Below are 25,407 nucleotides of genomic sequence, written 5' to 3'. Positions count from 1 at the left end.
CATCATGGATACGAGAGCAAGGCCGGATATCTCCGGCCGCATCGGCGCGCTGCGGCGCAAACTTGCGGAAGCGGGGCTCGACGGCTACGTCGTGCCGCGCTTCGACGAACATCAGGGCGAATACTGCGCGCCACACGACCATCGACTGGCCTTTGTCACCGGCTTCACCGGCTCGGCCGGCGTGGCGATCGTCATGCGCGACCGCGCAGCGATCTTCGTCGATGGTCGCTATCAGGTGCAGGTGCGCGACGAAGTGGAGCTCGGCACCTTCGCGATTGAGCATTTCTATGATGCACCGCTCAAGGATTGGCTGAAGAACAATCTGCGCAACGGCGAACGCGTCGGCTTCAATGCAATGCTGCTGCCGTCCACATGGGATGCGGATTGCAGCCGCTCGGTCGAGCTGGCGGGTGGTGTCTGGACGCCCGTCGACGGGGATCTTGTCGACGCGATCTGGACCGACCAGCCGGAAAAACCGCTCGGCAAGATCACCGCCTTCCCGGTCGCCAATGCCGGCGAAAGCGTTGCCGAGAAGAAGCGCCGCATCGCCGCCATGCTGGCGGAGCAGGGGGCCGATCTTTTGATCGAGGCGCAGCCGGACAATATCGCGTGGTTCCTCAATGTCCGCGGCCGCGACGTCGCCTTCAACCCGATGCCGCAGTCCTTCCTGATCTTCGACCGCGCCGGGCAAACGGAATGGCTGGTCGATCATCGCAAGCTTCCGAACGACCTCTCGGACTTCGAGCTTGACGATGTTGCCATTGCCGAGCCTGGCAAGTTGCTCGACCGCGTCAGGGCGATGGCGGCCGGACGCACGGCGCTGATCGATCCCGGATTTGCCCCGTCGGCCACGGCCCATGCCACACGCGCCGCAGGCGGCACCGTGCAGCTCGCGAAGAGCCCGATCACGCTCGCCAAGATGCACAAGAACGCGACCGAGCTCTCGGGCTTCCGCGATTGTCACCGTCTGGACGGCGCCGCCTGGGTTCGCTTCTTTGCCTGGCTCGAGCGGCACACCGCCGAACGGGAGGCGAGCGGCAAACCGGTGACCGAACTGGAAGCGGAAGAGCGTATCCTCGGCTATCGCCAGATGGCCGAAAGTTTCGTCGAGCCGAGCTTCCGCTCGATTTCGGCAGCCGGCGGTCATGCCGCCATGTGTCACTACGCAGCCACCGAGGCGAGCAACGGGCTGATCCGCAAGGACGGTGTCTATCTGCTCGATTCTGGCGGGCAGTATCTGACCGGCACCACCGATGCCACGCGCACGACGGCGATCGGTCCGGTCAGCGACGAGATCCGGCGGGCCTACACGGCCGTCCTTAAGGGGTTGATCTCCATGGCATCGCTGAAATTCCCCAGGGGAAGCTTCGGCCACCAGCTCGACGCCTTTGCCCGCCGCCCGCTCTGGGATCTTGGTCTCGACTATGACCACGGCACCGGCCATGGGGTCGGTCACTTTCTCTCGGTCCACGAACAGCCGCAGCGCTTCGATCGCCGCGTCAACGAGATCGAGCTGAAGCCGGGCATGGTGACGACGATCGAGCCGGGCTACTACAAGGCCGGCGCCTACGGCATCCGCATCGAAAACCAGGTGGAGGTGGTCGACGACGGCGACGGTTTCCTGAGCTTCCGCAGCCTGACGCTGGTGCCGATCGATCTGCGGCTGGCCGATTTCGGCTTGCTGACGGCGGCCGAGCGGACCTGGATCGATGCCTATCACCGTCGCGTCGCGCAGGAACTGGACGGCTTGCTTGAACCGGAGACGGTGGGCTGGCTTTCCGACCGGACGGCTCCGATCAGCGCGCGATAGCGCCTCGTCCGCTTCTTCACGCCGATTGATATGACGACAGTGGAGCGGCGGGCCGGTTGGTCCGCCGTTGTCATTTCTTGGCGATGGGCTCCCCGCCCGCGATCAGGTCGCTTTCAATCAATGTGACTCCTCTTGCTTGGGGGAGATGGTTTGTGATATTTTTCACAAAACCTGTTCATGCCATGAACGGCTGCAGAACTCGTCGGACACGGAAGAAATCATGGTCAGCCGCAAGACAGCCCGCATCATCCAGCTCGCCGATGCCCTTTCAGGACGGAGAGTCCTGCACTTGCGCGACGCCGCGGCCCTGCTCGGCGTCTCTGAAATGACGATCCGTCGTGACGTTGCCGACAATCCCGGCCAGTTTGCTTTTCTCGGCGGACATATCGTGCCGGCGTCGGAGATCGAAGGCGATGCGCCCTACGAGCTGGCACGCGAGGCCGACAGCCACGCTGCCGCCAAGCGCGAGGCCTGTGTCCACGCGGCGCGCCATATCCGCCCGGACGAGACGATCTTCATCGATTGCGGCACCACACTCGAATATCTCGTCGACCTCGTTCCCGAGAATTATTCAATAACAGCAGTGTGTTATTCTCTGAACGTGGCGGAGAAGCTGACCCATAAGCCGAATGTCCGGATCGTCATGCTTGGTGGAGTCTATCACCCTTCGTCTGCGTCTTTTTCCGGCAACTCCGGTCTGGAGACTCTCGATTCGCTCGGCATCAACGTCGCCTTCCTGTCGGCCGCCGGCATCGATCCGGCGCGTGGTGCGACCTGCGTGCATTTCCACGAGGTGTCGGTGAAGCAGAAGGTCATCTCGCTGGCGCGCGAGAGCCATCTGGTCGTCGACCTCAGCAAGATCGGCAAGCTGAAGCCGGCTTTTTTCGCGCCAATCGGCGTTTTTCGCTCTATCATCACCGAAGAGGGCGAAACGCAGCTGCCGGGCCTGTGAAGGCGGCATCCGCAAAAATATTACGAAATCGTCAAAACGGCGGTGTCTCGCTTGACACTCTCTGTTCTTGGTGGAATAGTCACAAAAATTCGATAGAAAAATAACAAAAATGAGTTCTCGGCGGCTGTGCTCGAGTGCGGCTGGTCGTGACAGGGAGTTCAAGGAGCCATCGCTTGGAAGACCTTGCTGTGAAAACTGGCGCGCCGAAGGCCGCGCATTCGCCGGCGGCGGGCCATAACTGGCCGCGCAACAACGGCATCGATCTCGATCTTGGCTGGGTGCTGGACCAGCGCGTCAATCTGTCGGCCGCCGAGCGTCGCGTTGCGACGCTGCCCGGTCGCCGCACGGTGAAGAAGGACGCGCAGGCCGCCTGGCTCTTGAAAGCCGTTACCTGCATCGACCTCACGACGCTCAATGGCGACGACACGACGGAGCGCGTCAAGCGGCTCTGCGCCAAGGCGCGCCAACCGGTGCGCCAGGATCTTCTCGACGCGCTCGGCATGGGCGGTCGCGGCATCACGACGGGCGCTGTCTGCGTCTATCATCGCTTCGTCTCGACCGCCGTCGAGGCGCTCGAAGGGTCCGGTATCCCCGTTGCTGCCGTCTCCACCGGATTTCCGGCCGGCCTCATCCCGCATGATGTGAAGCTGCGGGAAATCGAAGCATCTGTCGCCGATGGCGCCAAGGAAATCGATATCGTCATTACCCGCGAGCATGTGCTGACCGGCAACTGGCAGGCGCTCTACGACGAGATGCGCGATTTCCGTGCCGCCTGCGGCGATGCCCATGTGAAGGCGATCCTTGCGACCGGCGACCTGAAGACGCTGCGCAACGTCGCGCGCGCCTCGCTCGTTTGCATGATGGCCGGTGCCGACTTCATCAAGACATCGACCGGCAAGGAAGGCGTCAACGCCACGCTGCTGGTGACGCTCATCATGCTGCGCATGATTAGGGCCTATCAGGAGCAGACCGGCCTCAAGGTCGGCTACAAGCCGGCGGGCGGCATTTCTGCGGCAAAGGACATCCTGAACTACCAGTTCCTGATGAAGGACGAGCTCGGGCGCGAATGGCTCGAGCCGGATCTCTTCCGCATCGGCGCATCGAGCCTGCTTGCTGATATCGAGCGCCAGCTCGAACACCACGTTACCGGCGCCTACTCGGCCCTCAACCGTCACCCGATTGGATGATCCCGATGACTGTCGCAAGGTATTTTGACGAAATGTCCTATGGTCCAGCACCGGAAGCCGACACGGAAGCCCGCCAGTGGCTGGCGCGCCACAAGGGCGAATTCGGCCACTTCATCAACGGCGCCTTCGTCGCCTCCGCGTCCGGCAAGACCTTCGAGACGAACGAGCCGGCAACCGGCAAGCTGCTCGCAAAGATCGCGCTCGGCGGTGCCAAGGATGTTGACGATGCCGTCGCCGCTGCCCGCAAGGCGCAAGCCGCCTGGGCGAAGCTGCCGGGCCATGCCCGCGCCCGCCATCTCTATGCGCTCGCCCGCATGATCCAGCGCCACGCGCGCCTGATCGCCGTGGTCGAGGCGATCGACAACGGCAAGCCGATCCGCGAAACCCGCGACATCGACGTGCCGCTGGCCGCCCGCCACTTCTATCACCATGCCGGCTGGGCGCAGCTGCAGGAAACCGAATTTGCCGATCAGGTCCCGGTCGGCGTCGTCGGCCAGGTCATTCCCTGGAATTTCCCGTTCCTGATGCTCGCCTGGAAGGTCGCGCCCGCTCTGGCGCTCGGTAACACGGTGATCCTGAAACCGGCGGAATTCACGCCGCTGACGGCGCTGCTCTTTGCCGAACTGGCCGCTGCAGCAGGTCTTCCGGCCGGCGTGCTCAACGTCGTTACCGGCGAAGGTGAAACCGGCGCGCTGATTGTCGAGCATGCGGACATCGACAAGATCGCTTTTACCGGCTCGACCGAAGTCGGCCGCCTCATCCGTGAGCGCACCGCCGGCACCGGCAAGTCGCTGACGCTCGAACTCGGCGGCAAGTCACCCTTCATCGTCTTTGACGACGCTGATATCGACGGCGCCGTCGAAGGCGTGGTTGACGCCATCTGGTTCAACCAGGGCCAGGTCTGCTGCGCCGGCTCGCGCATCCTCGTGCAGGAAGGCGTGGCACCGCTGTTCTACGAGCGCCTGAAGCGCCGCATGCAGACGCTGCGCGTCGGCCATCCGCTCGACAAGGCGATCGACATGGCAGCGATCGTCGCGCCGGTGCAGTTGCAGCGGATCGAAGACCTGGTCGCCAAGGGCGTCTCCGAAGGAGCAGCGCTGCATCAGCCGAAGATCGAACTGCCGCAGGGCGGCAGCTTCTATCCGCCGACCCTGCTCACCGGCGTGCAGCCGACCTCGATCGTTGCGACGGAAGAGATCTTCGGCCCCGTCGCCGTCTCCATGACCTTCCGCACCCCGGAAGAGGCGATCCAGCTTGCCAACCATACGCGCTACGGCCTTGCCGCCAGCGTCTGGAGCGAGACCATCGGCCTGGCATTGCATGTCGCGGCCAAGCTCGCCGCCGGTGTGGTTTGGGTCAATGCGACTAACCTCTTCGATGCGTCTGCCGGTTTCGGCGGCAAGCGCGAATCCGGCTTCGGCCGCGAGGGTGGTCGCGAGGGCTGCTACGAATATCTGAAGCCGAAGGCTTGGGCCGGCCGCAAGCCGCGTCCCGCCGCCGTCGAACCGGCATTGAAGCCCGTGGCTGGCGATTTCGCCATGCCTGACGTCGACCGTACCGCCAAGCTTTTCATCGGCGGCAAGCAGGCACGGCCGGATGGCAACTATAACCGCAACGTGCTCTCGCCCAAGGGCAAGGTGCTTGGCGAGGTCGGCGAGGGCAACCGCAAGGACATCCGCAACGCAGTCGTCGCAGCGCAAGCCGCATCCGGCTGGTCGTCGGCAACGACGCACAACCGCGCGCAAATCCTCTACTACATCGCCGAAAACCTGAGTGGCCGTGCGGGCGAATTCGCCGATCGGATCGCCGACATGACCGGCGCGTCTGCGGCCAACGCCAAGGCGGAAGTCGAAGCCTCGATCGCACGCCTCTTCACCTATGGCGCCTGGGCCGACAAGTACGAAGGCGCGATCCACCAGCCGCCGCTTCGCGGCGTAGCACTTGCGATCCCCGAGGCGATCGGTGTCGTCGGCGTCGTTTGCCCGCCGGAAGCGCCGCTGCTCGGTATGATCAGTCTGGTCGCGCCGCTGATCGCCACCGGCAACCGTGTCGTCGTGGTGCCGAGCGAACAGCATCCGCTGGCGGCCACCGATTTCTATACGGTGCTCGAAACATCAGACGTCCCGGCCGGCGTCGTCAACATCGTCACCGGTTCGACGATCGAACTGGCAAAGACGCTCGCAAGCCACAACGACGTGGATGCGCTCTGGGCTTTCGGCTCGGCGGAACTTTCGACCCTCGTGGAGAGGCTCTCGGTCGGCAACCTGAAGCGCACCTTTGTCGACTACGGAAAGGCGACGAACTGGCTCGATCGCGAGGCGGCAGAAGGCCCGGCCTATCTGCGCCGCGCGACGGACGTCAAGAATATCTGGATCCCCTACGGCGAGTAGGAGAGCCACCACGCGCGGGGCGGGGGGAGCCGGCCCGCGCTGTGGGACAAGTGAACAGTAGGGAGACGCGTTCGCCTGCAAGGGGGAATGCATTGCGCGCCACGGAAACCGGAGCGCGCCAGGAGGAGGACTGTATGCTGAAGAATATCGATCCGGCGCTGAATGCCGATGTGCTGCACGCGCTCAGGTCCATGGGACACGGCGACACGCTGGTCATTTCCGACACCAACTTCCCGTCCGACGCCATTGCACGCAAGACCACGCTGGGCACGCTGTTGCGCATCGACAACGTCTCGGCCGCGCGTGCCGTCGAAGCGGTGCTTTCCGTACTGCCGCTCGATACGCCGCTGCAGCCTTCGGCCGGGCGCATGGAGGTGATGGGTGCGCCCGACGAAGTGCTGCCCGTGCAGCAGGAAGTGCAGGCGGTAATCGATCGCGCTGAGGGTAAATCGGCGCCGATGTACGGCATCGAGCGCTTCAAGTTCTACGAGGAAGCCAAGAAGGCCTATTGCGTCATCACCACGGGCGAGACGCGCTTCTATGGCTGCTTCCTCTTCACCAAGGGCGTCATTCCGCCCAAGACCTGACGGACCGCGCGGTCGCCGCGCGGCACGAGACGACAGATGAAATCGCGAGAGATTGCCTGGGCACGCCGCTTTGCTTGCGGTGCGGTCGCAGGGGAGGCTTGAATGAAGACTGGTGTTTCGATCCTTGGCATCTTCGTGGCCGACACGGCCTATCTGGCGCGGCGCATGCCGGTTGTCGGTGAAACGATTACCGGCAGCGGCTTTTCCGTCGGGCCGGGAGGCAAGGGCTCGAACCAGGCGGTCGCCTGTGCTCGGGCGGGAAGTCCCGTTTCCTTCATCTCCAAGCTCGGCCGCGACACCTTTGGCGAGATGGCGCTGCGCACCTATGCCGAGGCCGGCGTGACGCCGAAGATCGTTGAGATGGACGATCTGCCTACGGGGGCTGCCTTCATCTATGTCAACGACCAGAACGGCGAAAACGCCATCATCGTCTATCCGGGAGCCGCCGGCTCGATCGGGATCGACGATGTCGAGGCCGCGCGCGAGACGATCGAAGGTTCGCGCATCTTCGTCACCCAATTGGAGCAGCCGGTGGCCGCCGCTCGGCGGGCGCTCGAAATTGCCCATGCGGCCGGCGTCATCACCGTCTTCAACCCGGCACCGGCCGAAGCCTTCCCGGATGCGATCTATCCGCTCTGCGATTATCTTGTGCCGAACGAGACGGAAGCCGCAGCCATCGTCGGTTTTGCGCTCGCCACGGAAGACGACGTTCGTCGTGCCGGTGACGCGATCCTGAAGAAGGGTGCGAAAACGGCGCTGATCACGCTCGGTGAACGCGGCGTGCTCTATCACAACCACGAGCAGTCGGTGCTGGTGCCGGCGATCGCCAGCGGGCCGGTAATCGACACGACCGGGGCGGGGGACGCTTTTGTCGGAGGCTTCTCCGCAGCGCTCGCCCGCGACCTTTCACCGGTTGACGCTGTACGCTTCGGCTGCGCCACCGCCGGCATCGCGGTCACCCGCCGCGGCACCGCGCCCGCCATGCCGACGCTTGCCGAGATCGAGGCGCTGCTTGCGCGCGGGGCGTCCGCATGACGCGCAACGACCCGATCAAGCACTTCTTCATCTGGCCGGCGCTGATCATCGTGCTGATGATCTCGATCTTCCCGCTCGTCTATTCGCTGACGACCAGCTTCATGAGCATGCGGCTGGTGCCGCCGACGCCGGCCCGCTTCGTCGGCTTCGGCAACTATCTCGATCTCCTGCAGAACCCGCGGTTCTGGCATGTGGCGGGAACGACGACGCTGATCGCCTTCATCTCCGTCGGGCTGCAATATGTGATCGGCCTTTCGGTGGCGTTGGCGTTGAATTCAAGAGTGCCGGGAGAGGGCATCTTCCGCGTCAGCTTCCTGCTGCCGATGCTGGTGGCGCCGGTCGCCGTCGCGCTGATCGCCCGCCAGGTGCTGAACCCGACGATGGGCCCGCTCAACGAGCTGATGACGGCAATCGGGTTCCCCAACCTGCCGTTCCTCACCCAGACCAGCTGGGCGCTCGGCTCGATCATTGCCGTCGAGGTCTGGCAATGGACGCCTTTCGTCATCCTCATGCTGCTTGCCGGGCTACAGACCTTGCCCGACGACGTCTACGAGGCGGCCGCGCTCGAAAATGCCACGCCCTGGCAGCAGTTCCGCGACATCACCTTTCCTATGCTCCTGCCGATCTCGGTTGCCGTCGTCTTCATCCGGCTGATCGAGAGCTACAAGATCATCGACACGGTCTTCGTCATGACCGGCGGCGGGCCGGGGATATCGACCGAGACGCTGACGCTGTTTGCCTATCAGGAAGGCTTCAAGAAGTTCAACCTCGGCTACACCTCGGCGCTTTCGTTCCTGTTCCTGATTGTCATCACAGTCATCGGTCTCGTCTATCTCGCCATCCTCAAGCCCTATCTGGAGAAGCACAAATGAGCGTGCGCACTCTCAAAGGGAAACGGCGCTGGCTGGCGCTCGGCGGCTGCCTCGTCTGGCTCGCCATCACCTTCTTTCCGCTCTATTGGGTGCTGATCACCTCGTTCAAGACGCCGATCGCCGTCGTCGGCGGGCCGACCTATCTGCCCTTCGTTGATTTCGAACCGAGCTTGACGGCCTGGAGCGAGCTGTTGTCGGGCCAGCGTGGCCAGTTCTTCAACACCTTCCTGGCCTCGACAATCATCGGCCTTTCGGCGTCGATCGCCGCGACCTTCATCGGCGCCATGGCAGCCTATGCGCTGGTGCGCTTCACCTTCCGCTTTCGCCTGCTCTCGGCACTGATCTTCGTGGTGATCGCCTTCGGCGGCTTCCTGCTCGGCCGCCATGTGCTTGGCTACGGCCAGGGCATCTCGCTGGTCTATGCCTTTGTCGCAGCGCTCGCGCTTGCGGTGATCTCGAGCCGCTTTCGCCTTCCGGGGCCGGAACTCGGCAACAACGACATCGTCTTCTGGTTCGTCAGCCAGCGCATGTTCCCGCCGATCGTCGCTGCCTTTGCGCTCTACCTGATGTACACCGAGATGGGCAAACTCGGCTTCAAGCTGGTCGACAGCTATATCGGCCTCACCTTCGCCTATATCGCTTTCTCGCTGCCGATCGTCATCTGGCTGATGCGCGACTTCTTCGAGGCGCTGCCGGTGGAGGTCGAGGAGGCGGCGATGGTCGACAACGTGCCGTCGTGGCGGATCTTCTTCGGCATTGTGCTGCCGATGTCGAAGCCGGGTCTGATCGCCACCTTCATGATCACGCTCGCCTTCGTCTGGAACGAGTTCCTGTTCGCGCTGTTCCTGACCAACTCCAAATGGCAGACGCTGCCCATTCTCGTTGCCGGCCAGAACAGCCAGCGCGGCGACGAATGGTGGGCGATTTCCGCTGCCGCCCTCGTTGCCATCATTCCGATGATGGTCATGGCCGGGCTTTTGAGCCGGCTCATGCGCTCCGGCCTGCTTCTTGGAGCGATCAAGTAACCAACCGCTTTGGCATGCATTCATTCACAGGGAGGATAGAATGAGGAAATTGCTACTGGCATCTGCATCTCTCGCCGCACTCGCATCGGGGAGCGCGGGAACGGCGCTCGCCTGCGACCCGGATTACACCGGCGTCGAGCTGACGGCGACCACACAGACCGGTCCTTACATTGCCTCGGCGCTGCAGCTTGCGGCCAAGGGCTGGGAGGAAAAGACCTGCGGCAAGGTCAAGGTCGTCGAGTTCCCGTGGTCGGAGCTCTATCCGAAGATCGTGACCTCGCTGACCTCTGGCGAAGACGCTTTCGACGTGATCGCCTTTGCACCGGCCTGGGCCCCTGATTTCACCGACTTCCTGTCGGAAATGCCGGCCGACATGCAGAAGGGCGCCGACTGGGACGATATCGCGCCCGTCTACCGCGAACAGCTGATGGTCTGGAACGGCAAGGTGCTGTCGCAGACGATGGACGGCGACGCCCATACCTACAGCTACCGCATCGACCTCTTCGAGAACGCCGACAACCAGAAGGCCTTCAAGGAAAAGTACGGCTACGATCTGGCGCCGCCCAAGACCTGGAAGCAGTACCTGGACATCGCCGAATACTTCAACCAGCCGGCCAACAACCTCTGGGGCACGGCGGAAGCCTTCCGCCGCGGCGGCCAGCAGTTCTGGTTCCTGTTCAGCCACGTCGCCGGCTATACCAGCCATCCGGACAATCCGGGCGCCATGTTCTTCAATCCGGAAACGATGGATGCGCAGGTCAACAATCCCGGCTGGGTTCGTGGCCTCGAGGAATACATCCGGGCCTCAAAGCTCGCGCCGCCGAACGCGCTGAACTTCTCCTTCGGCGAAGTGAACGCCGCTTTTGCCGGCGGCCAGGTGGCGGAATCGATCGGCTGGGGTGATACCGGCGTCATCGGCGCCGACCCGAAGCAGTCGAAGGTGGCCGGCAATGTCGGCTCGGCATCGCTGCCGGGATCGGACGAGATCTGGAACTACAAGACCAAGAAGTGGGACAAGTTCGACCACGTCGTCCAGACCTCCTTCATGGCCTTCGGCGGTTGGCAGGCGGCAGTTCCCGCGACCTCGACCAAGCAGGAAGCAGCCTGGAACTACATCCAGTACCTGACGAGCCCGGCCGTCTCGGGCCAGGCGGCGATTACTGGCGGCACCGGTGTGAACCCCTATCGCATCTCGCACACGACCAAACTCGATCTCTGGTCGAAGATTTTCTCCGAGCGTGAGGCGAAGGAATATCTTGGTGCGCAGAAGGAGGCGGTGACCGCCAAGAACATCGCGCTCGACATGCGCCTTCCCGGCTATTTCTCCTATACCGAAGTGCTGGAGATCGAGCTTTCCAAGGCGCTTGCCGGCGAAGTGACGCCGCAAGAGGCGCTCGATAGCGTCGCGGAACAGTGGAACAAGCTGACCGACGAGTTCGGCCGCGACAAGCAGCTTGCCGCCTATCGCGCCTCGATGGGCTTGCCGCAGCAGTAACGAACCCACGCCCGCCCCGAAACGATCGGGGCGGGCGCCACCGTCCCCGGCGAGACCGGGCACAGACAGCATCAGAGGCTACAGCATGTCACAGGTCCGATTGCAGCAGATCACCAAGTCCTTCGGGAGCGTCACCGTCATTCCGCCGCTCGATCTCGACATTGCCGATCGTGAGTTCGTCGTGCTCGTCGGTCCCTCCGGCTGCGGCAAGACGACGACGCTCAGGATGATTGCCGGCCTCGAAACTGCGACTTCGGGTTCGATCCGGATTGGCGATCGCGACGTGACCGATCTCAGGCCGGGCCTGCGCAATTGCTCCATGGTGTTTCAGAATTACGCGCTCTATCCGCACATGACGGTTGCCGAGAACATCGGCTACGGCATGAAGGTGCGCGGCACGCCGAAGGCGGAGATCGAAAAGGCGGTAACGGATGCCGCTCGCATCCTCAACCTCGGCGCCTATCTCAATCGCAAGCCGAGCGCACTATCGGGCGGCCAGCGCCAGCGCGTGGCGATCGGCCGGGCGATCGTACGCCAGCCGGATGTCTTCCTCTTCGACGAGCCGCTGTCGAACCTAGATGCCAAACTTCGCATCGAAATGCGCACCGAAATCAAGCTCTTGCACCGGCGTCTTCAGACGACTGCCGTTTACGTGACCCACGATCAGGTGGAAGCCATGACCATGGCCGACCGCGTCGTCGTCATGAACCAGGGCCGCATCGAGCAGGCGGCCGATCCGATCACGCTCTATGAGGCCCCCGCCAATCTTTTCGTCGCCGCCTTCATCGGTGCGCCGAGCATGAATTTCCTCGAGGGCCGGCTGGAGCGCGGCGATGGAGGGATGCAGTTCATAGCGGATGGGGACGTGGCCGTGGCTATCCCGGAAAACCGCGCCGAAAAACTCGGCGCCTACGTCGGAAAAGCGGTCGTGCTCGGCATCCGGCCGGAACATACGATGGCGACGGACGCCAATGCGCCCACAGTCAGGCTGATCGTGCGCGATATCGAACCGCTCGGCCCACATACGCTGGCTCTTGGCCGGGTCGGGCCCGCCGCTTTCACGGCGCAGGTTCACGCTGCGTCACGCATCGGCCCCGATGACCAGATCGCGGTGCCGATCGAGACGGAGAAGATGCATTTCTTCCTGAAGGAAACCGGTGGGGCGATCGGCCGCTGAGCTGATGGATGGCCGAAGGCGATGACGCCTCCGGCCTGCTGTCTTATTTCTTCTCGGTGCGGGCTGCGGCGAGGAAGGCGAGCTTCGCCGGCAGCTCCAGGTGCTTGGAGAGTGCCACGCGCTCCGGCGTGTAGTGATGCTCGACGTCGAGGCAGTTGACGGTGCCGAGCAGCTCGCCGCCGACAACGACCGGGATGTTGGCAACCGAGCCGCAGCCGAGCGACCAGATCGTCTCGTGGTCCGGGAAAACCTTGGCGATATCGGCGATGGTGTTGGCGACGAAGGTCTGGTGCGCCTTGTGCACGATGTCGAACCAGCTGTCGTAGCGGATCGGCTTGGTGCCCGAGGTCGGGTACTCCGCGGGGTGCGAGGTGTAGGCGCGGCGCGCGACTTCGTTGACCATATCTACGGTCATGATGGTGAAGAGCTTGGCGCCGATCACCTGGCGGCTAAGCGTCTGCAATGCGGTCCATACCGCATCGGCATCGGTGGTCTTGGCAATGGCCGCGTCGAATTCCGCCAGCGCGGCAGCGATCTGTTCACTGTTCATGCTATGTCCTTGGGGTTACTCGATATCTTAGAAGGGGACAGACGATAAATCGTCGGTGTTGTCCCATCCTAGTTGGCATGCGCGGCGCTGATCTGCATCAGCTCGCGCGAATAGGGATCCTTGAGGTCAGCGCGCTTGAGGTCGGCGACATCGGCAATCTCGACGATCCGGCCCTGGCGCATGACAGCGAGGCGATCGCAGAGGAAGGAGACGACCGCCAGGTTGTGGGTGACCATCAGGAAGGTGAGGTTCTGCTCGCGCCGGAGGCGCTTCAACAGGTTGAGGATTTCGGCCTGGACCGAAACGTCGAGCGCGGATGTAGGCTCGTCGAGTAAGAGCACCTTCGGCTTCAGCATCAGTGCACGGGCAATCGCCACGCGCTGGCGCTGGCCGCCCGAGAGCTGGTGCGGAAAACGGAAGCGGAACTTGCGATCGAGGCCGACCGACGTCATGACCTCTTCGATGCGGGCGTTGCGGTCGCCGATGCCGTGGATCGTCAGCGCTTCGCCGAGCGTGGCGTCGACCGTCTTTCGCGGGTGCAGCGAGCCGTAGGGATCCTGGAACACCATCTGGCACTGACGCGAAAAGGCGCGGTCGATGCCGTGGCCGCGGGGCGAGCCGAGCACGGTGATCTCGCCGGTCCATTCCGGCGCGAGACCTGCGATTGCCTTCAGCACCGTCGATTTTCCCGAGCCGCTTTCGCCGACAAGGGCAAAGCTCTCGCCGTCGGCGATATCGAGATTGACGTTGTGGGTGATCTGCACGTCGCCGTACGAGATGTCGAGGTTCTTCAGAGAGAGCGCGGTCATGCCTTGGCCCATGCGCTGCGGTCGAGCACCGGCAGCTCGTCCCGTGTTTCATCGAGGCGCGGAATGGAGGCGATCAGCCCGCGCGTATAGGGGTGCTTGGCCGCCATCAGTTCGCCGGCCTTGCATTCCTCGACCACCTCGCCGGTGTTCATCACGAGGATGCGGTCGCAATAGCTGGAGACGAGATTGAGGTCGTGGCTGATGAAGATCAGGCCCATGCCCTTGCGTTTCACCAGTTCGTCGATGATGTCGAGCACCTGGGCCTGGACGGAAACGTCGAGCGCCGAGGTCGGCTCGTCGGCGATCAGAAGGTCCGGCTCGGGGATCAGCATCATCGCGATCATCACGCGTTGGCCCATGCCACCGGAGACTTCGTGCGGGTAGAGCTTGGCGACGCGTTCCGGATCTGCAATGCGCACCGATTCCAGCATCGTAAGCACGCGCGCGTTGACCTCGCGGCGCGGCAGCTTCTGGTGCGTCAGCAACGCTTCGGCGATCTGCTCGCCGATGGTCATGACCGGGTTCAGCGAGAACTTCGGGTCTTGCATCACCATGGAAATGCGGGCGCCGCGGATGGCGCGCATCTGCCGCTCGGACTGCTTCAGGAGGTCGACGCCGTCGAAGACGAGCTTGTCGGCGGTGACCCGACCCGGTGCCCGGATCAGCTGCAGGATCGAGCGACCGGTCATCGACTTGCCCGAGCCGCTCTCGCCGACGATGCCGAGGCGTTCGCGGCCGAGGGTGAAGGAGATGCCGCGCACGACTTCGAGATCACCGCGGGGCGTCGGGAAGGTGACGCGCAGGTTTTCGACTTCGAGAAGATTGCTCATCAGCGCTGCTCCCCGCTCTTCGGATCGAGCACGTCGCGCAGGCCATCACCGAGGAAGCAGAAGCCGAGGCTAACGAGAATGATGGCAAAGCCGGGCATGGTCGCGACCCACCACTGATCGAGAATGAAGGAGCGACCGCGCGAGATCATCGCGCCCCATTCGGGAAGTGGCGGCTGAGCGCCAAGTCCGATGAAGCCGAGACCGGCAGCCGTCAGGATGATGCCGGCCATGTCGAGCGTGACGCGGACAATCATCGATGAGGTGCAGAGCGGGAGCACGTGGCCGAGATTGACCCGGAGGCTCGACGCGCCGAGCAGACGCACCGCCGAAATGAATTCGGAGTTCTTGAAGGTCAGCGTCTCCGCACGAGCGACACGGGCATAGCCGGGCCAGGAGGTGATCGCGATGGCGATGATCGCGTTCTCGATGCCGGGGCCAAGGGCTGCAACGAAGGCAAGCGCCAGGATGAGCTTCGGCAGCGACAGGAAGATATCGGTAATGCCCATCAGGATACGGTCGACCCAGCCACCGAAATAACCGGCGGCCACGCCGATCACCAGGCCGGCGGGGGCTGCGAGCACTGCAACCAGCGTGACGATGGCCAGCGTGATGCGGGAACCGTAGACAACGCGGGACCAGATGTCGCGGCCGAGTTCGTCGGTTCCCATCCAGTGGGCAGCACTCGGCGGCAGCAGGCGTTCGCTCAGCGACTGGCGCAGCGGATCATGGGTGGCGAGCCACGGCGCAAAGAGCGCGGTCAGCACCAGAACGAGGATGATGACGGCGCCGACAACGGCGAGCGGATTGCGCATCAGCGCGCCGAAGATGCGATAGAAGCGCCCGAGGCGCGCCTGCATCGGCGAGGCGGGGCTGTCGTCGATCAGCCAGTCGCGAAGTGTGGTCATGGTCGCTCCTCCCTTAGCGTGCACGCGGATCGAGCACGCGGTAGAGCACGTCCGAAATCTTGTTGATGCCGATGAAGACCGCGCCGATGACGAGGGTCGAGCCGAGCACGGCCGACATGTCGGCATTGAGCAGAGCGACGGTCAGGTAGTTGCCGATGCCGGGCCAGGAGAAGATCGTCTCGATCATCACGGAGCCTTCGAGCAGGCCGGCATAGGACAGGCCGATAACGGTGATCAGCGGCACGCGGATCGGCCGGAAGGCATGGCGCCAGATGACCAGGCGCTCCGGCACGCCTTTGACCCGGGCGGTCGTCACATATTCCTGGCTCAGCTGGTCGAGCATGAAGGAGCGCGTCATGCGGGCGATATAGGCGAGCGAGAAGAAGCCGAGGCAGGACGCCGGCAGGATCAGGTGCCAGACGGCGTTGCGGAAGATCTCCCATTCGCCAGCAATGATGCTGTCGACAAGGATCAGGCCCGTGACCGGCGACACCATGCCGTCGTAAAAGATGTCGACACGGCCGGGGCCGCCGACCCATTTCAGCTTCGCGTAGAAAATCGCCAGGCCGACGAGACCGAGCCAGAAGGCAGGCACCGAATAACCGAGCAGACCGATGACGCGGATGCCCTGATCGAGCCAGGAGCCACGGCGGGCGGCGGCAAAAACACCGAGCGGCACGCCGATCAGCACGCCGAGGATGATGCCGAGCGTCGCCATTTCGAGTGTTGCCGGGAAGACGCGGGCGAGGTCCTCGATCACAGGCTTTCCGGTCGAAACCGAGGTTCCGAAATTGCCTGTGGCGACATCGCCGACATAGCTCACGAACTGAGTTATCAGCCGCTGATCAAGGCCCATTTCCTGCCGGACGCGTTCATAGACGGCAACCGGCGCACGGTCGCCGACGACGGCCAGAACCGGATCGATCGGCACGATGCGGCCGATGAAGAAGGTGATTGCGAGCAGGCCGAGGAAGGTTATCGCAAGCGTTACCAGAAAGCCTGCCAGTGAAAGAAGGCGCTGCCGTGCCCGACTGGGTCTGGCGGCGCGGCGCGCCGGCGCTGCTGCTGTCGTGCTGTCGTTTGCCACGTGGCGTCACCATCCCTCTTCGCTTGCGGTCTCACTTGTCGATACCGCAAAAATTTGCTTGGAGTATATAAATAAGTTTGCTTAAATCAAAAAAATTTTACTGGGGCGGAAACGGGAGGAATAACCGCTGTGAGCGATCCGTCAGAGGATACGCAGGCCGCTTCGGGCAAATCGGCCGGGGCAGGGCAGCCGAAGGTGGGCGCGCTGGTGCGTGCGCGCCGCCGGCAGATGCATATGACCCTGCAGACGCTCAGCGACGCAGCGGGCGTTTCGGTCGGCTATTTGAGCCAGATCGAGCGCGATCTTGCCATGCCCTCGCTCGGCACACTGGCCCAGATTGCGCAAGGCCTGGGCGCCGAACTCAACCATTTCATCCTGGCACCGGCGATCGACACCGGGCTTTCGCGCGCCGAGGGGCGCATGGTGTTTTCGGTCGGCGGCTCGCCTGTTTCCTATGAGCGCATTGGCGCGGATTTCGCCGGCAATCAGCTTTCGAGTTTCGTCATCACCATTCCGCCGGGGCATCGCTCCGAGGTCTTCAGCCATGAGGGCGAAGAGCTCGTCTACATGCTCGAAGGCGAGATCCTCTTCGGGCTCGATGGCGACGACACCATGCTTTCGCCTGGCGACGGCCTGCACTTCCGCGGCATCCAGCCTCACTACTGGTGGAACAAGACAGACGCACCCGTGCGGTTGATCTGGACCGGCACTCTGCCGCTCTTCCGGCCCCGCGCTTCCCAATCCAACGAGACCGGTCAGCCGCAATCGGCGCTGAAGCCGGCACCGACAAAAACCAAGCCTCATCGAAAATAGGAGAATGATGATGAGAATGTTCAAGGCCGCGGTCTTCGCGGCGTCCCTGATGATGAGCGTGGCGCCGGCCGCACTCGCCGAAACGCCAGCCGATGTGTTGGTCGTTGCCCAGAATATCGACGACATCGTCAGCATCGACCCGGCCGAGGCCTACGAGTTCTCCTCGGGCGAATACGTCACCCAGACCTATGACCGCCTGGTGCAGTACGATGCGCCCGACGTGAAGAAGCTGGCGCCGGGTCTTGCCTCCGAATGGACGGTCGACGATGCGGCAAAGACGATCACCTTCACGCTGCGTGATGGCGTTACCTTTTCCTCCGGCAATCCGCTGCGTGGCGAAGACGTCGTCTACTCCTTCAAGCGCGTCGTCGTTCTCAACAAGGCGCCGGCCTTCATCCTGACGCAGCTCGGCTGGACGCCCGAAAACATCGACAAGATGGTGACCGCCGAAGGTAACAAGGTCACGGTCAAGTATGACGGCGACTTCTCGTCGGCCTTCGTTCTCAACGTTCTCGCCGCTCGCCCGGCTTCGGTGATCGACGCGGAAACCGTCAAGGCCAACGAGGCCGATGGCGACTTCGGCAATGCGTGGCTCAAGGCCAATTCGGCCGGCACCGGCCCGTTCGTGCTCAAGGCCTTCCGCGCCGGCGAGCTGCTCAACCTTGCGAGCAACCCGAACTACTTCGGCGGCGCTCCTGTTATCAAGGGCGTCATCATCCGTCACGTGGCCGAAGCCGCAACCCAGCAGCTGATGCTGCAGACCGGCGACGTCGACATGGCGAAGAACCTGACCCCGGACCAGGTTTCGGGTCTTGAAGGCAAGGACGGCGTGAAGGTCGAATCCTATCCGCAGGCCGCCGTACACTTCCTGTCGTTCAACCAGAAGGACGCAGCACTGCAGCCGGAAGCAGTCTGGGAAGCCGCCCGCTACTTGGTCGACTACAAGGGCATGACCGACAGCTTCCTCAAGGGCCAGATGGAAGTTCACCAGGCTTTCTGGCCGAAGGGCTTCCCGGGCTCGCTCGACGAGACCCCCTACAGCTACGACGTCGAAAAGGCGAAGAAGATTCTCGCCGATGCCGGCATCAAGACGCCGATCAAGGTGACCCTCGACGTCATCAACTCGACGCCGTTCACCGACATGGCGCAGTCACTGCAGGCGTCCTTCGCCGAAGCCGGGATCAACTTCGAGATCATCCCGGGCACCGGTAGCCAGGTCATCACCAAATACCGCGCGCGCACCCACGAAGCGATGCTGCTCTATTGGGGCCCGGACTTCATGGACCCGCATTCGAACGCCAAGGCCTTCGCCTACAACGAAGACAACGCCGACGACAAGTATCAGTCGACGACTACCTGGCGTAACGGCTGGGCGGTTCCGGCGGAACTCAACGAAGCGACCAAGGCAGCCCTCAAGGAAGCCGACCCGGCCAAGCGCGACGCGCTTTATGTCGACCTGCAGCGCAAGGTGCAGGAAAAGTCGCCGATCGTGATCATGTTCCAGGCCGCGACCCAGGTCGCGATGAAGGACAAGGTCGAAGGCTACGTCAATGGCGCCATCTCGGACTATGTCTTCTACCGCCTGGTGAAGAAGAACTGATCCGCCAGCGATCGCCCTTGCGCCGATGAGAAAAAGGCGCACATATCAAAACGCCCTGGGCCTTCCGGCCCGGGGCGACGTGTTTCTACCGATCGGTTTGATAAGTTCTGGGAAGGTTTTACGACATGGCGGATGTGAAGGTGAGAACGCGGGAAACCGGTGCGACGGCTGTGGTCGGCAAGACCGGCTTTCCGCATGTGACCTCGGTCACCGGTGGTGAACTCGATATCGTCACCGGCCCGTCGCAGGCGGGCTACGGCCCGCTCGATCTGCTCTATGCGTCGCTCGCAAGCTGCCTGGTGCTGAGCGCCCGCATCGCCGCCAGCCGTTTTGGCGTGCTCGACCGGCTGACGGAAGTGAGTGCCAAGGTGACGGGCGAGAAAGCCCATGACGAGCCGTCCCGCGTGGCGAAGTTTAACATCGTCTTCGACATCAAGGGTGATTTTGACGACACGGTCCGCCATGCGATCGCGGAAGCCGCCGAAAACGAGATCTGCACCGTCAGCAATACGATCCGCGGCAATCCGGAATTCGTGACCGAGTTTGCCCACTGACGTTCATTGGGTCTCAGCGTCCAACAAAAGGGCGGGCTGCCATTGGCAGCCCGCCCTTTTCGATGCAACTGACTCAGGCCGGTTGCGGCGTAAGCGCCTCCGGTTGACGCCGACCGATCGTCAGCACCAGCAGGGCCGCGACAATGCAGAGCATCCCGGCGGCAATCAGCGCCGGCGTATAGGTTTCAAGCGACGTCCGGCTGGCGCCTGCGAGGAAGGTCGCACTGGCCGCACCCAGCTGGTGACCGGTGAAGACCCAGCCGAAGACCAGGGCGGCGCGTTCCGGACCGAAGCGTTCGGCCGAAAGTTTCACCGTCGGCGGTACCGTCGCGACCCAATCCAGGCCGTAGAAGATCGCAAAGATCGACAGCGTGTAGATGTTGAAGCCGCTGAACGGCAGGAACATCAGCGACAGGCCGCGAAGGCCGTAGAACCAGAAGAGCAGCCAGCGGTTGTCATAACGGTCCGAGAGCCAGCCGGAACCGATGGTGCCGATCAGATCGAATACGCCGATCAGCGCCAGCAGGCTGGCTGCTGCGACGGGGGCAATACCAACATCGCCGCAGATCGAAACCCAATGGGTCTGGATCAGCCCGTTGGTGCTGAAGCCGCAGACGAAGAAGGTCGCAAACAGCACCCAGAAGGTGTTGGTCTTGGCGGCGTCGGAAAGCGCCCGGATCGGTGCCATCAGCAGAGCCCCGAAGCTCTTTGCCTTCGGCGGCGCCGCCACCATTTGCTTGCCGCCGAAGGGCGCAAGGCCAAGGTCCCCAGGGCGATCCTGCATCAGAAGCAGGACCAGGGTGAAGGCCGCAAGCAGGATGACGATGATCAGCGTCAGCGCCGAGCGCCAGCCGATCGTTTCGGTGAGAGAAGCGAGCAACGGCAGGAAGACCAGCTGGCCGGTGGCGTTGCTGGCGGTCATCAGTCCGACGACGAGCCCGCGCCGTTTATCGAACCAGCGCGTTGCGACCGTCGCGCCGAGCACCAGCGCCGTCATGCCGGTACCCACGCCGAGCACGACGCCCCAGATCGCCACCAGGTGCCAGAGTTCCGTCATGTAGAACGAGGCGGCGATGCCGGAGATGATCAGGATCAGCGCCGCAGACACGACCGGGCGCACGCCGAAATGGTTCATGAACGAGGCTGCGAACGGACCGAGCAGACCGAAAAGGCAAAGCCGGATGGCGAGCGCCAGCGAGATTTGCGCATTGGTCCAGCCGAATTCGGTCTCGAGCGGTTTGATGAGCACGCCGGCCGAGCCCATGGCGCCGGCTGTCGAAAGCATGACCAGGAAGGTGACGGCGGCGACAGCCCAGCCGTAGTGGATATTGCGTCTGGCAAGATAACGCGCAAGCGCCGGACCGAGCATCGTCGACTTCCTTTCGTCGGTGTTTTTAGGGCGTGCGACAGCGCTGCGCGGGCTTTCGGAGCGCAGGTCGCAGATTGAACGGTTGTTTGGCAGTTTTCTGCCGGTTTCTGGCAGCTTAGGCTGCCCGGATTCTTCTGGCCTCAAGTCGCAGACTGCGACCAGAAAGTTGGTCTGGAAACGAGGCGCTAGAGCGCCAGCAGCAGGTCCTCCAGCTGGGTGGCGGCGTCGGCTCCCAGCCGCGCCTCGATCTTGTCCTGAGCGGCCTGCCAGAGCGGCGCGCCGTCAGCCAGTATTCGGTGGCCGCTCTCCGTAAGTTCGACAATGGCCTCCCGCTGATCCTTTCCGCTTCCAGTTGCGGCCAATCCCATTCCCTCCAGCACCTTGACGTTGCGGCTGACCGTCGATCGCTCGAGTTCGATCTTGCGGCCAAGTTCGGTCATCGAGATCGGTTCATCGCGTGCGATGTGCCGAAGCAGGCTGAACTGGGCAAGGTTAAGACCAATCGGCTGCAGCGCGTCGTCATAGACTGACGTCACTCGCCGGGTGGCTTTGCGTAAGAGGGCACAATAGCAACGAGACATAATGTGTGTATATACACGCAAACGATCGGCGTCAACCGTTTCGTGGTGTGAAGGCGCTGTTCGAAGCGATCAGCTGTCCAAGCGAAACTGAAGAACGTGGTTGGGGTAAACCTGGTCGCCGATCGTGAAATGGGTTTGTCCCGCCATCTCAAAGCCATTCGCGAGGTAGAAGGCCGTGGCTTTTTCGTTTTCGGCGTTCACCGCCAGCCAGGTGCTTGGCTGGCCCGTGTGCAGGCAGAATTGCAGGCCGGTTTTCAGAAGAGCTTTCCCGAGGCCGCGACCATGGTGGTGGGGCTGGACATAGAGCGTCGTGATTTCCAGGTTGGAGGCGATATCGACCGGTGCCGGCGAATTCGCCGACATGCGCAAGAAGCCGTCGATACCGACAACGTTCTGCGAAACCCAGACGGTCTCGTTGCGGTCGCCCAGAATTTCTTCGAAGCGCGCGGTGGTAAACTGCTCCAGCGCATAATCGGCAAAGAATGCGTTGACGCCATCCCTGATATACGTGTTGAGCCAGACTTCCAGGCTGATCGCCGCAAGGCTTGACGCATCCGCGACGGTCGCGCGCCTGATCGTCATATCGTTTGTCACGCTGCTCTTCACTGTCTCAATCGACGAAGGGTTCCAGTTCCTTGTCGAACTCCACTTCGACGACATTGTTGAAAAGCGCCGTCGCCACCATGATGCCGGAGAAAGCGACGAGGTCGACCAGCGCCTTGGCGTCGTAGCGTGCCTTGAGGCCAACCCAGATTTCCTCCGGAACGGCATTGCTGTCGGCGACGATGGCGCGGCCGAAGGCGATCAGGCGCTGTTCGTCCTCGGTCGGTTGAACGGTGTGAAAGTCGAGGCCGGCGTTGGCGAAGGCGCGTCGAAAGAAGCCCATGGCGATTGGGGATTTCATGGCCTCCGAAATGGAATGGGAGAGGAACCAGATCGCCCTATCGTCGAGGGTAGGGCGTAGTTCCTCGCGGAGCGTGAACCATTCCGCATAGATCCGGTGTGCGACCGGCGAATGTAAAAGCGTGCGCTTCATGTTGGTCATGCGGCCACGCACGCGCACCTCCTCGTCGTGGGCGGCGCGGATTTCATCCGAGGCGGTGTCGTAGTCGATCTGGGGGATATGGCTCATGGTCATGCCTGTCTTGGTGTGCGCGAGCTGCGCAGATGATGGGTAGGAGCGTTAGACGGTGCTGAGCAGAATGCTCGTTTCGCTGTTCGACACGCCCTCGACGTCGCGCACTTCGCGCAGGATGCGGTCGAAATCGCTAAGACTGTTAGCGCGGATTTCGGCGACCAGGTCCCAACCGCCGTTGGTGGTGTGCAGGGCATAAAGTTCCGGCAGGCCGCGCAGGTATTTGATCACCTTGGTGGTGTTTCGGCCGCTCACCTCGATCATCATGATCGCACGGATGGCGCGATCGTCATAATCCTGCCGCACGCGCAGCGTGAAGCCCAGGACCGCGCCGCTTTCGAGCAGCCGGTCGATGCGAGTCTGCACGGTCGCCCTCGATATGCCGAGCACCGCAGCGATCTTGGAGTAGGGCGCGCGCCCGTCTTCTCGCAGGAGCGAAATGAGCTGGTGGTCGAGGTCATCGAAGATATGCATGAAAGGTGTATATTGCGATTGCGCAAATTGCTCAATATGCCCTGTAATTTTGCGCAGGTTTAAAATTTCAACTCACTTCTTGCAAGCCTAGGCTGACTTCATCGAATTTCTCCGATGGAGTTTTAAACGTGGTTCAGTATGTCGGTGTCGGCAACGTAATCGAGCTGGTCAAATCGATCGGCATTGAGACGTTTCTTGTGGGTCTTGCGGAATATATCGAAGACGATTTCCGCCGGTGGAACGCATTTGAGAAAACCCCGCGGCTTGCGAGCCACTCGAAGACCGGCGTCATCGAGCTGATGCCGACCTCGGACGGCGAGCATTACGGCTTCAAATACGTCAACGGCCACCCGAAGAACCCCAATGTCGGCCTGCAGACGGTGACCGCCTTCGGCGTTCTTTCCGACGTCAGCACCGGCTACCCCTGTCTCGTTTCCGAAATGACGATCATGACGGGACTGCGCACGGCGGCGACATCGGCGCTTGCCGCGAAGTACCTCGCCCGTCCTGATGCCCGCTCGATGGCGATCATCGGTCTCGGCGCCCAGTCCGAATTCCAGGCGCTCGCCTTCCGCGCCCTTCTCGGCGTCAAGCGCCTTCAGGTCTTCGATATCGATGCGGAAGCCGCCGCCAAGTTCTGCAACAACCTCTCGGATATGGACTTCGACATCGTCGTCGCTGCCACGGCTGAAGAAGCCGTATCCGGTGCGGACATCATCACCACCGTTACCGCCGATAAGCGCAATGCCACGATCCTTTCCGACAACATGGTCGGCGCCGGCGTGCACATCAACGCGGTCGGTGGCGACTGCCCCGGCAAGACGGAGTTGCAGGGGGACATCCTGCGCCGCGCCGACGTCTTCGTCGAATATCCGGAACAGACCCGCATCGAGGGCGAGATCCAGCAGATGGCGCCGGACTTCCCGGTCATCGAACTCTGGCAGGTGATTGCCGGCGAGGCCGAAGGCCGTCGCTCGAGCGCCCAGATCACCATCTTCGATTCCGTCGGTTTTGCTACCGAAGACTTCTCGGCCCTGCGCTTCCTGCGCGACAAGATCCAGGGTACCGCATTCTACACCGAGCTCGACCTGACGACCCAGCCGGACCATCCGCGCGATCTCTACGGCCTGTTCCGGCAGCAGCCGGCGGTCCCTGCCGAGCGGAGTGCCGCATAACATGAAGAGACTGTCCGTACAGGCGCCGAAGGGCGTCGTGATGATCCGCCCGCACCACTTCGGCCCCAACCCGATGACGGCCAAGGACAATGCCTTCCAGGCGACCGACGCGGCGCGCCAGCCGACTGCGATCGCCAAGGCCGCCTATGACGAAGTGAGCCGCATGGCCGACGGGCTTTCGAACGCCGGCGTCGCAGTCCATCTCTTCGAAGATGAGACGACGACGCGGCCGGACTCGGTGTTCCCCAACAACTGGTTCTCGACCCATTCGGGTGGCCATGTCGCGATCTATCCGATGTATTCGGAAAGCCGCCAAAGCGAGCGCCGCTCCGACATCATCGAGATGCTGAAGAACGAGTACCGCGTTCAGGACGTGATCGATTACTCCGGCCTTGAAAAGGACGGCGTCTATCTCGAAGGCACGGGCGCCATGGTGCTCGACCATATCGGTCGCGTCGCCTATGCCGCACGTTCCAACCGCACCAATGAAGTGGCGCTAGAACGCTTCTGCACCCACTTCAATTTCGAGCCGATGATCTTCGGCGCGGTCGATCGCCAGGGCAACTCGATCTACCACACCAACGTGCTGATGTGCATCGGCACCGAGTTTGCACTGATCGGCACGAGCATGATCCCGGATCTCGCCCGTCGCCAGGAGATCTGCTTGCGGCTTGAGGAAACCGGTCGCCAGGTCATCGATCTGACGCTGGAGCAAATCGAGAACTTCGCCGGCAATGCTATCGAACTCGACGGTGCCGATGGCCGCGTCGTGGTCATGTCGGCTCGCGCGCTCGCCTCGCTCCGCGCCGACCAGATCAAGGCGCTCGAAGTCTCTGCCCGTGTTCTCGCCTTCGACGTTCCGACCATCGAGCTCGCGGGCGGCTCCGTGCGCTGCATGCTCGCTGGCGTTCACCTGTCACGTCGGGAAAACGTGAACAAGCAACCGCTTTACGCCGCCATGTCCGATCGATAGAAGCACCTCATCCAAGCCAAAG

25 protein-coding genes are annotated in these 25,407 nt (G+C 62.7%); 15 read left to right on the top strand and 10 right to left on the bottom strand.

The genetic code is table 11. The features are described 5' to 3' along the window. Positions 1-4: 4 nt before the first annotated feature. From OVA00_RS01530 to OVA00_RS01485, 10 genes are all read left to right on the top strand, one after another. Entirely contained in the window at positions 5-1,810 is a 1,806-nt protein-coding gene (locus OVA00_RS01530) for an aminopeptidase P family protein (RefSeq protein WP_268087727.1), read from the top strand. Between the two features lie 220 nt (positions 1,811-2,030). Next, positions 2,031-2,762 (top strand): DeoR family transcriptional regulator, encoded by a 732-nt coding sequence (locus tag OVA00_RS01525; RefSeq protein WP_034799429.1) that lies wholly within the window; start codon positions 2,031-2,033, stop codon positions 2,760-2,762. A 173-nt stretch (positions 2,763-2,935) separates the two neighbouring features. Continuing rightward, positions 2,936-3,949 (top strand): deoxyribose-phosphate aldolase, encoded by a 1,014-nt coding sequence (gene deoC, locus OVA00_RS01520; RefSeq protein WP_043613541.1) that lies wholly within the window; start codon positions 2,936-2,938, stop codon positions 3,947-3,949. Positions 3,950-3,954: 5 nt separating this feature from the next. Beyond that, positions 3,955-6,339, top strand: a complete 2,385-nt coding sequence (locus tag OVA00_RS01515) for an aldehyde dehydrogenase family protein (protein ID WP_268087726.1) — start codon at positions 3,955-3,957, stop codon at positions 6,337-6,339. A gap of 134 nt (positions 6,340-6,473) precedes the next feature. After that, on the top strand, positions 6,474-6,926 hold the full coding sequence (locus OVA00_RS01510) for an RbsD/FucU family protein (RefSeq protein WP_060518285.1): 453 nt from the start codon (positions 6,474-6,476) through the stop codon (positions 6,924-6,926). A gap of 102 nt (positions 6,927-7,028) precedes the next feature. Further along, entirely contained in the window at positions 7,029-7,961 is a 933-nt protein-coding gene (gene rbsK, locus OVA00_RS01505; protein WP_060586191.1) for a ribokinase, read from the top strand. Further along, a complete protein-coding gene (locus OVA00_RS01500) occupies positions 7,958-8,833 on the top strand; it encodes a carbohydrate ABC transporter permease (protein WP_034799444.1) in 876 nt (291 codons plus the stop codon). Before rbsK ends, OVA00_RS01500 begins: the two co-directional genes overlap by 4 nt. Further along, entirely contained in the window at positions 8,830-9,858 is a 1,029-nt protein-coding gene (locus tag OVA00_RS01495) for a carbohydrate ABC transporter permease (protein WP_034799447.1), read from the top strand. The genes OVA00_RS01500 and OVA00_RS01495 overlap by 4 nt, the downstream gene beginning before the upstream one ends. A gap of 40 nt (positions 9,859-9,898) precedes the next feature. Then, complete coding sequence (locus tag OVA00_RS01490) at positions 9,899-11,353, top strand: extracellular solute-binding protein (protein WP_268087725.1); 1,455 nt, start codon at positions 9,899-9,901, stop codon at positions 11,351-11,353. An 85-nt stretch (positions 11,354-11,438) separates the two neighbouring features. After that, the gene (locus tag OVA00_RS01485) at positions 11,439-12,530 is read left to right on the top strand and encodes an ABC transporter ATP-binding protein (protein WP_034799453.1); all 1,092 of its coding nucleotides are present in this window, start codon (positions 11,439-11,441) and stop codon (positions 12,528-12,530) included. A 43-nt stretch (positions 12,531-12,573) separates the two neighbouring features. On the opposite strand, the gene OVA00_RS01480 is transcribed toward OVA00_RS01485, so the two are convergent. The 5 genes from OVA00_RS01480 to OVA00_RS01460 form a co-directional block, all read right to left on the bottom strand. Then, positions 12,574-13,080 (bottom strand): GAF domain-containing protein, encoded by a 507-nt coding sequence (locus tag OVA00_RS01480; RefSeq protein ID WP_268087724.1) that lies wholly within the window; start codon positions 13,078-13,080, stop codon positions 12,574-12,576. Between the two features lie 68 nt (positions 13,081-13,148). Further along, positions 13,149-13,889: an ABC transporter ATP-binding protein gene (locus OVA00_RS01475; RefSeq protein ID WP_268087723.1), complete on the bottom strand. Its 741-nt coding sequence runs from the start codon at positions 13,887-13,889 to the stop codon at positions 13,149-13,151. Next, on the bottom strand, positions 13,886-14,719 hold the full coding sequence (locus tag OVA00_RS01470; RefSeq protein ID WP_034799458.1) for an ABC transporter ATP-binding protein: 834 nt from the start codon (positions 14,717-14,719) through the stop codon (positions 13,886-13,888). Before OVA00_RS01470 ends, OVA00_RS01475 begins: the two co-directional genes overlap by 4 nt. Then, positions 14,719-15,624 (bottom strand): ABC transporter permease, encoded by a 906-nt coding sequence (locus tag OVA00_RS01465; RefSeq protein ID WP_034799460.1) that lies wholly within the window; start codon positions 15,622-15,624, stop codon positions 14,719-14,721. The genes OVA00_RS01470 and OVA00_RS01465 overlap by 1 nt, the downstream gene beginning before the upstream one ends. Before the next feature lie 13 nt (positions 15,625-15,637). Further along, positions 15,638-16,630 (bottom strand): ABC transporter permease, encoded by a 993-nt coding sequence (locus tag OVA00_RS01460; RefSeq protein WP_268088487.1) that lies wholly within the window; start codon positions 16,628-16,630, stop codon positions 15,638-15,640. A gap of 210 nt (positions 16,631-16,840) precedes the next feature. Between OVA00_RS01460 and OVA00_RS01455 the strand changes: the two genes are divergently transcribed. The 3 genes from OVA00_RS01455 to OVA00_RS01445 all read left to right on the top strand — a co-directional run bounded on the left by OVA00_RS01455 (position 16,841) and on the right by OVA00_RS01445 (position 19,678). Continuing rightward, on the top strand, positions 16,841-17,524 hold the full coding sequence (locus tag OVA00_RS01455; protein WP_034799462.1) for a helix-turn-helix domain-containing protein: 684 nt from the start codon (positions 16,841-16,843) through the stop codon (positions 17,522-17,524). Between the two features lie 10 nt (positions 17,525-17,534). After that, entirely contained in the window at positions 17,535-19,124 is a 1,590-nt protein-coding gene (locus OVA00_RS01450) for an ABC transporter substrate-binding protein (protein ID WP_060518279.1), read from the top strand. 125 nt (positions 19,125-19,249) lie between these two features. Continuing rightward, on the top strand, positions 19,250-19,678 hold the full coding sequence (locus OVA00_RS01445; RefSeq protein ID WP_060518277.1) for an OsmC family protein: 429 nt from the start codon (positions 19,250-19,252) through the stop codon (positions 19,676-19,678). Between the two features lie 73 nt (positions 19,679-19,751). Here OVA00_RS01445 and OVA00_RS01440 read toward each other — a convergent pair whose 3' ends face one another. The 5 genes from OVA00_RS01440 to OVA00_RS01420 all read right to left on the bottom strand — a co-directional run bounded on the left by OVA00_RS01440 (position 19,752) and on the right by OVA00_RS01420 (position 23,237). Then, the gene (locus OVA00_RS01440) at positions 19,752-21,047 is read right to left on the bottom strand and encodes an MFS transporter (RefSeq protein WP_060644421.1); all 1,296 of its coding nucleotides are present in this window, start codon (positions 21,045-21,047) and stop codon (positions 19,752-19,754) included. Between the two features lie 185 nt (positions 21,048-21,232). Beyond that, positions 21,233-21,628: a MarR family winged helix-turn-helix transcriptional regulator gene (locus tag OVA00_RS01435; RefSeq protein WP_192444792.1), complete on the bottom strand. Its 396-nt coding sequence runs from the start codon at positions 21,626-21,628 to the stop codon at positions 21,233-21,235. Positions 21,629-21,697: 69 nt separating this feature from the next. After that, positions 21,698-22,222 (bottom strand): GNAT family N-acetyltransferase, encoded by a 525-nt coding sequence (locus tag OVA00_RS01430; RefSeq protein ID WP_268087722.1) that lies wholly within the window; start codon positions 22,220-22,222, stop codon positions 21,698-21,700. A 16-nt stretch (positions 22,223-22,238) separates the two neighbouring features. Continuing rightward, positions 22,239-22,760, bottom strand: a complete 522-nt coding sequence (locus OVA00_RS01425) for a hypothetical protein (protein ID WP_060644423.1) — start codon at positions 22,758-22,760, stop codon at positions 22,239-22,241. 51 nt (positions 22,761-22,811) lie between these two features. After that, the gene (locus OVA00_RS01420; protein WP_034799473.1) at positions 22,812-23,237 is read right to left on the bottom strand and encodes an Lrp/AsnC family transcriptional regulator; all 426 of its coding nucleotides are present in this window, start codon (positions 23,235-23,237) and stop codon (positions 22,812-22,814) included. A gap of 92 nt (positions 23,238-23,329) precedes the next feature. Here OVA00_RS01420 and OVA00_RS01415 point away from each other — a divergent pair, with 92 nt between their 5' ends. Together OVA00_RS01415 and ctlX are read left to right on the top strand one after the other, a co-directional pair. After that, positions 23,330-24,412 carry an ornithine cyclodeaminase gene (locus OVA00_RS01415; protein WP_060644340.1) on the top strand — a complete coding sequence of 361 codons (1,083 nt, stop codon included), beginning with the start codon at positions 23,330-23,332 and terminating at the stop codon, positions 24,410-24,412. A gap of 1 nt (position 24,413) precedes the next feature. Beyond that, positions 24,414-25,385, top strand: a complete 972-nt coding sequence (gene ctlX / locus OVA00_RS01410) for a citrulline utilization hydrolase CtlX (RefSeq protein WP_034799479.1) — start codon at positions 24,414-24,416, stop codon at positions 25,383-25,385. The last annotated feature ends 22 nt before the right edge of the window (positions 25,386-25,407 follow it).

The sequence above is a fragment of the Ensifer sp. SL37 genome, from assembly GCF_026672675.1.
GTDB classification, from domain to species: domain Bacteria; phylum Pseudomonadota; class Alphaproteobacteria; order Rhizobiales; family Rhizobiaceae; genus Ensifer; species Ensifer adhaerens.
The sequence above is the reverse complement of the archived record's forward strand: the minus strand, read 5'-3'. Positions and strand labels throughout refer to the sequence as shown.